Annotated in this window: 6 protein-coding genes; 3 read left to right on the forward strand and 3 right to left on the reverse strand. The window is 61.9% G+C overall.

The genetic code is table 11. The features are described from left to right. Positions 1-177 precede the first annotated feature (177 nt). Both ABI_RS16010 and ABI_RS16015 read left to right on the forward strand, forming a co-directional pair. Positions 178-1,809 (forward strand): M28 family metallopeptidase, encoded by a 1,632-nt coding sequence (locus ABI_RS16010; RefSeq protein WP_006274085.1) that lies wholly within the window; start codon positions 178-180, stop codon positions 1,807-1,809. Positions 1,810-1,969: 160 nt separating this feature from the next. Beyond that, a complete protein-coding gene (locus ABI_RS16015; RefSeq protein ID WP_006274086.1) occupies positions 1,970-2,590 on the forward strand; it encodes a DUF1134 domain-containing protein in 621 nt (206 codons plus the stop codon). Here the strand turns inward: ABI_RS16015 and ABI_RS16020 are convergent. The 3 genes from ABI_RS16020 to ABI_RS16030 are packed head-to-tail and all read right to left on the reverse strand — an operon-like array spanning position 2,585 to position 5,251. Further along, positions 2,585-3,592, reverse strand: coding sequence for an oxidoreductase (locus tag ABI_RS16020; RefSeq protein WP_006274087.1), 1,008 nt, complete (start codon positions 3,590-3,592; stop codon positions 2,585-2,587). The two genes, ABI_RS16015 and ABI_RS16020, sit on opposite strands and share 6 nt — an antisense overlap. Beyond that, positions 3,589-4,623, reverse strand: a complete 1,035-nt coding sequence (locus ABI_RS16025; protein ID WP_006274088.1) for a Gfo/Idh/MocA family oxidoreductase — start codon at positions 4,621-4,623, stop codon at positions 3,589-3,591. The genes ABI_RS16020 and ABI_RS16025 overlap by 4 nt, the downstream gene beginning before the upstream one ends. After that, a complete protein-coding gene (locus ABI_RS16030; RefSeq protein WP_006274089.1) occupies positions 4,616-5,251 on the reverse strand; it encodes a TIGR02466 family protein in 636 nt (211 codons plus the stop codon). Before ABI_RS16030 ends, ABI_RS16025 begins: the two co-directional genes overlap by 8 nt. Positions 5,252-5,399: 148 nt before the next feature. On the opposite strand from ABI_RS16030, the gene ABI_RS16035 reads away from it, so the two are divergent. Continuing rightward, positions 5,400-6,870, forward strand: a 1,471-nt coding sequence (locus ABI_RS16035; RefSeq protein ID WP_245531374.1) for a glycoside hydrolase family 97 N-terminal domain-containing protein, incomplete at its 3' end; no start/stop codon positions are given.

The following is a 6,870-nucleotide window of genomic DNA, read 5'->3' on the forward strand; positions in this document are numbered from 1 at the left end:
ACAACGAACTCGGAATCTCAGGCAGATGTGTGCATACGATAGACGAAGTGGGGAGGAGACGCGAGGCCAGCCGATGCGCTCTGCTGGGACTGTTTGTTTCGTTGCATCCGAAAGGATGTCCTTGACACGGCTTCGCGACCTTCTAGCATCCGCCGCCTGAGCTTTCCGGAGGTTTCCATGTTCAAGTCCGTGCTGCTGGCGTCTGCCGCCCTGATCGTCGCCACGCCAGCCCTGGCGCAGTCCATCAGCGCCGCGCGTATCTCCCGCGATATCATGGTCGTCTCCTCCGATGCCTATGCCGGACGCGGCATCACCACCCCGGCCGAACAGAAGACGATCGATTATCTGTCGAAGGGCTTTGCCGCAGCGGGTTTCGAGCCCGGCGGGCCGGATGGGAAGTGGACCCAGGAAGTGCGCCTTCGCCAGTTCAAGGTCGTCGACCCGAAGGTCAATCTGGCGTTTGCCGATGGCGCGAAACTGGACCTGCGCCAGGGCGAGGAGATCACAGTCTCGACGCGTGGCTCCACGTCGGACGTCAGCTTCGACAAGACGCCCATCGTCTTTGTCGGCTATGGCGTGACGGCGCCGGAACGCGGTTGGGATGATTTCAAGGACGTCGACGTCAAGGGCAAGATCATCGTTGTGCTGATCAATGATCCGGATTTTCCGGAGCCGACCCTGAATACCTTCAATGGCAAGGCCATGACCTATTACGGCCGCTGGACCTACAAGTACGAAGAAGCTGCCCGCCGTGGCGCCGCAGGCGTCATGATCATCCACGACGCTGATGCTGCCTCCTATGGCTGGGCGACGGTCAAGAACTCCAACACCGGGCCAAAATTCGATATCGTCCGTCTCGATCCGTCCGCGGCCAGCCCGAAGCTGGAATCGTGGATCAGTCTGGACACGGCACAGAAGCTGTTCGCAGCTTCGGGCCAGGATCTGGGCGCGTTGCGGATTGCCGCGCGGTCGAAGGATTTCCGGCCGGTCGAACTGAGCGCTACCTTGAACGGCAGCTACAAGGTCGACTCGACCGAGATCGTTACGCACAACATTATCGCACGTCTGCCAGGGGCGACGCGGCCGCAGGAAACCGTCGTCCTTGGCGGCCATTGGGATCACCTCGGAGTCGGCAAGCCTGACGCCAATGGCGATGCCATCTTCAACGGCGCTGTCGACAACGGCACTGGGATCGCGGCGCTACTGGAACTGGCGCGGGCCTTCGGCCAGGGACCCAAGCCCCAGCGCAGTGTTGTGCTGATCGCCTTTACGGCCGAGGAAAGCGGGCTTCTGGGCTCGGAGTATTATGCTAGCAATCCGGTCTATCCGCTGAGTAAGACGGTGGCCGGCATTAATATGGACGCGCTCAATGTCAATGGCCGCACAAAGGATCTGGAAGTCACCGGCGCCGGCCAGTCGTCGCTGGAAGACCTGTTAAAGCTGTACGCGGCCGGTCAGGGGCGGACATTGACGCCGGACCAGACCCCCGAAGCCGGTTTCTTCTTCCGCTCGGACCACTTCCCTCTGGCCAAGCGCGGCGTACCGATGCTGTACGCGGCGTCGGGCAAGGACATGGTCAAGGGGGGAGTTGCGGCTGGGGAAGCCTTCGACAAGGACTATGTCGAGAAGCGGTATCACCAGCCCGACGACGAATGGTCGGCCCGGTGGGACCTGTCGGGTATGGTCGAAGACGTGACGCTCTACTATCAGATGGGACGGGCGCTGGCGAATTCCGACCTGTGGCCGGCCTGGCGCGATACGTCGGAGTTCAAGGCCGCCCGTGACAAGACGGCGGCGGAGCGCAAGTAACCGTTCACCATTGGGGCGAAGTTGCGGCAAGATCTCGCCTCAATCGCGACACAGGGCGCTGTCAATGTTCGTCTAACGGGATGGGCGCGTAAGGATTTATTGGTAAATCATACCTTAAGCATACGGCGACCGATCCCTTGTCCTGTCAGGAGAGTCGCTTATGCAGCGCCGTCATTTCATCGCCGCCGGTATGGCTGCTTCCACCATTTCGCTGATTCCCGGTCTGGTCTACGCTCAGGACGGCACGGTCGAAGCTACGCCCGAACCTGCTCCCGAAAGCGAAGGTAAGGCCAGCACCTATAGCCGCGATGAAATTCTCGCGGCCGGTTCCGACTTTTTGGGTGTGACGGTCGAAGCCCTCGGCGGGGCGCTGGAGAAGATCTTCGCCGACTATGGCGAACACCCGACCGCCTATATCGCCGGGCAAGAAGCCTCCGGCGCCGTTGGAGTCGGCGTGCGCTACGGCAAGGGCAACCTGTTCATGAAGTCCACGCCGGACCCGGTGCATCTGTACTGGCAAGGGCCGTCGATCGGTTTCGACACCGGCGCCAATGCGTCGCGGGTGTTCTCGCTGGTCTATAACCTGCGCGAACCTATCTATATGTATCGCCGGTTCCCTGGCGTGGAAGGTTCGGCCTATTTCATCGGCGGGCTGGGTGTCACCTACCAACGCGCCGAGGGGATTGTGCTGACGCCGATCCGTGCCGGTGTCGGGTTCCGGTTGGGCGCCAATATCGGCTATATGAGCTTCTCGAAAAAGCGCCGAATCCTTCCCTTATAAGGCGACTCGGCGTCCTTCGCGGGCGCTTCGGAAGCCGGCCTCAATCACCTGCATGACCTTCAGGGCGTCGCCGGCCGGGACCGGATTGTGGGCGCCGTCCGCTATGGCACGGGCGATCGCCTCGTAATAGGCAAGATAGTTGCCAGGCACGCTGGCGATCGATTCCGTGTTTCCGGAAATATCTGTCAGGTGACCGTCGCGGTCGCCGCCCCAGCCGTCGTCGCCCGGCGTGCGGCCGGCCTTCAGCATGTCTTCCTGCGGATCCATGCCGTACTTCACGAAAGCGCCGTTTGAGCCCTGGACTTCGAAGGCCGGGCCGACAGCCAGGGTCAGCATACTGGAATGCAGGATGACCCGCAGCGGACCGTAGAACAGGGTGGTGTGGAAGAAGTCATCGGTCTGCGCGTCGGGACGTTGCGGCGCGATATCGGCGGAGATGGCCTCCGGCCAGCCGAACTGGCTGAGCGCCTGGTCGATCAGGTGTGAACCCAGGTCGAACCAGATGCCAGAACCGGGACCATCGCGCTCACGCCAACGGTCGCGCACCTCGGGCCGCCAGCGGTCGTAACGCAAAACCACCTGATAAGGATCACCGAGCCGGTCGCGGATACGGCTAAAGGTCAGGAAGTTGCTGTCCCAGCGGCGGCAATGAAACACCGACAGGACACGATCGGCGCGTCGGGCGTGGTCAACCAGGGCTTCGCCTTCGGAGACGGTCAGACAGAAGGGCTTGTCGATGACAACGTGCTTGCCGGCGTTGAGCGCCGCATGGGCCTGGGGGGCGTGCAGGTCGTTGGGGGTGGCGATGACCACCAACTGGATATTGGGATCAGCCAGGGCCTCGTCGAAGGTGGTAACACGCATACCGGGCAGGTCGGCGTGGACGTCATCGGGGCGAGACGAGACGATCGTCGTCAGGTCCAGGCCTTGCGCCGCGCGGATCAGCGGAGAATGGATGGTCTTGCCGGCATAGCCGAAACCGATCAGGGCGGTGTTGATCATGCGCGGACCTCCAGACGGCGGCCGTCACGGGCGCTTGCAAAGCCCAGGTCGAGCAGGTGTTGGACGAGCAGGCTGTCTTCAATGGCGACAGGGGGCGGGGCGCTGTGGTGGATGGCCGCCGCCATGCCTGTATAGAAGGCGGGATAGTCACCGGGACCGGAAGCGATATCGCGGGCTTCGCCGACGATTTCGCCATCGGCTGAGGAAAAGCGCGCTGGGACAGGATCGACGCCCCAGCCGAGGTCGCCGGGGAGGCGGCCGGCTTTCAGCATGGCTTCCTGGGTGTCCTCGCCGTACTTGACGAAGCTGCCTGCGGAACCGTGGATGGCGATGACGGGGGAGGGCGCCGGCGTGGTCATGCAGGCGCGCAATGTGACACGGAACGCCTCGTAGCCCAGGATAACGTGGAAGCTGTCGTCGACGACCGCGTGCGGACGCTGAGCGAAGATATCGGCCATGATGGTTTGCGGCTTGCCGAACAGGTGGACCGCCTGGTCAACCAGGTGAGAACCGAGATTGAGCCAGATGCCGGAGCCGCGCCGGTTGTTGTCACCCCAGCGTGCCGGATTAACAAGACGCAGACGATCATAGGCCAGGGTAACGTCGCTGATTCGGCCGAAAGCCTGTTCGCCCAACAATTTTCGAGCGGTCAGGATATGACCGTCCCAGCGCCGGTTCTGGAAGGCGGTGACGATCCGACCAACGCGACGGGCATGGTCGGCGATCGCCTGTGCCTCAGCGCTATCGACGGCGAAAGGCTTGTCGATGACCAGGTGCAGGCCGGCGTCCAGAGCCCGGTGCGCCAGTTCAGCGTGGGTATCGTTGGGTGTGCAGATGACGACCAGGTCGAAGCCGCCGTGGTTCAGAGCAGTGGCGAGGTCGGGGAAGACAGCAGCGTCGGGCCAGGCCGCGGCGATCTCGTCACGGCGGCTGGATACGATGCCGGCCACGGTCAAACCGGCGGCGGCAATCAGCGGGGCATGGATGATCCGGCCGCCATAGCCGTATCCGGCGAGCAGGACCCTAAGCATAGTTGAAACTGATCGAGATGCGCGGTTCTTCGCTGAGATTGATCGGTACTTCGTGGCGCAGCCAGCTTTCCCACAGCAAAAGCGTTCCGCGCATGGGCTGGAAACTGACGAAGTTTTGCCGGTCAGGCCGGCCGTTGCCCCGCCGCAGCGGCGCGGCCATCATCATCGCCATGCGCGGGTCCTCGAACTTGATGGCGCTGGCGCCTGGCGGGACCGAGACATAGAAGGTGCCCGAAACGGCGCAGTGCGGATGCAGATGGCCGCTGTGGGTGCCGTACTGATCCAGGATATTGACCCACATCGACACCAGTTTGAGCTTGCGGTTGTTAAGGTCCAGCTCGATCTGGGTGGCATAGGTGTTGACGTGGATGTCCAGTTGCCGCTTCAGATCTTCGAACACCGTGGCATATTTGGTGATGTCTTCGATCGAAGCGTAGGAGGTGTAGCCGAGATAGCCGTGCTTCTGGCTCCAGTCCTGGCCGGTTTCATCGTCGTCGGCCATTCCGCGGCAGGTGTCTTCCATCTCGTCGATCTTGCCGTCAAAGCCGGCGATCTTGGTCAGGTCGGCGCGGTAGATTTCGGTGACGAACAGCCGCGAAAGGTTCGGTGAAAGGGTAAGGTCGGTCATGGCGCTTACCTATCCGCAAAGCCCGGATCAGGGCAAGACGGTAAAACCTGAGGTTCGGAATACGTATTCATGACACCGGGGCCTGTTACCACTTCCAAGGATCGATTATCCCTGCGTCAACCATATAAAAACGTCAGAGGAAGCCACCATGAAGTCCATCCATTCCGTATCGGTCATAGCCCTGGCTGCGGCCATGATGGGGGTTTTGTCCACTGGCGCCATGGCGCAGGAGGCTGCGCCGGTCGCTGACGTATCGCAAAGCTCGCAGGCCGCGCCGAAATACCAGACGGTGGCCTCGGCCGATTCGCCGGACAAGGTGCTGCATGTCGATGTGATGCTGACCACGGATGGCAATCTGTCGTATCAGGTGTCGCGCAATGGCCAGGTCGTGATCGAGCCGTCGCGGCTGGGCTTCGTTCTGGCCAATGCCCCCAAGCTGGACCGCTACTTCGTCTTCGACAAGAGCGCCACCAGCAGCCATGATGAGACCTGGGACCTGCCGTGGGGCGAACGCCGCCATGTTCGCAACCGCTATAACGAACTGCGGGTCGATGTTGCCCAGCCAACCTGGGATAACCGCAAGATGGCGGTGGTCTTCCGCATCTATGACGATGGCCTGGGCTTCCGCTACGAATTCCCGGAACAGGCGTCGCTCAGCAAGGTCGAGATCATGGACGAACTGACCGAGTTCGCCGTGGCCGATCCGGCTACCGCGTGGTGGAACGTTGCCGGCGAATGGAACCGTGAGGAATATGTTTACAAGGAAACCCCGCTGAACCAGGTCAGCGAGGCCCAGAGCCCGATGACTTTGAAGACCGACAAGGGCGTCTATATCTCGTTCCACGAAGCCGCCCTGGTCGACTATGCCGGCTACTGGCTGCGCCGGGTCGACGGCCAGCGCCTGAAGACGCGCCTGGCGCCGTCGGCCATGGGGGCGCCCGTGGTGCGCGAGGGCGCGTTCACAACGCCGTGGCGGACCTTGCAGATCACGGACTCCGCCGCCGCCCTCTACAATGGCTCGGACCTGATTCTGAACCTGAACGAGCCCAATAAGCTGGGCGACGTGTCGTGGGTGAAGCCGTTCAAATATGTCGGCATCTGGTGGGGTATGCACCTCAATACCTGGACCTGGGAAGCCGGCCCGCGCCACGGCGCAAATACCGAAAATACCAAGGCCTATATCGATTTTGCCGCTCAGAACGGTTTCCGTGGTGTGCTGGTCGAAGGCTGGAACAAGGGCTGGGAAGATTGGTTCGGCAAGGGATTCAACTTCTCCTTCACCGAATCCTATCCGGATTTCGACCTTGCCGCGATCTCGGCCTATGGCGAGAAGAAGGGCGTCCACCTGGTCGGACACCATGAAACGTCGGGCAATGTCGCTGTCTATGAGCCGCAAATGGTCGACGGCTTCAAACTGTACCAGAAATACAAGGTCGATGCGGTGAAGACGGGTTATGTCGTCGATGCCGGCGGGGCGCGGGTTCGCGGGCCGGACGGCAGCATTCGCTATAGCTGGAACGACAGCCAGGAAATGGTGCGGCACTACCTGCTGACCGTCACCGAGGCCGCCAAGTACCACATCGCCATCAATCCGCACGAGCCGATCAAGGATACCGGTT

This window comes from Asticcacaulis biprosthecium C19, assembly GCF_000204015.1.
Classification (GTDB): domain Bacteria; phylum Pseudomonadota; class Alphaproteobacteria; order Caulobacterales; family Caulobacteraceae; genus Asticcacaulis; species Asticcacaulis biprosthecius.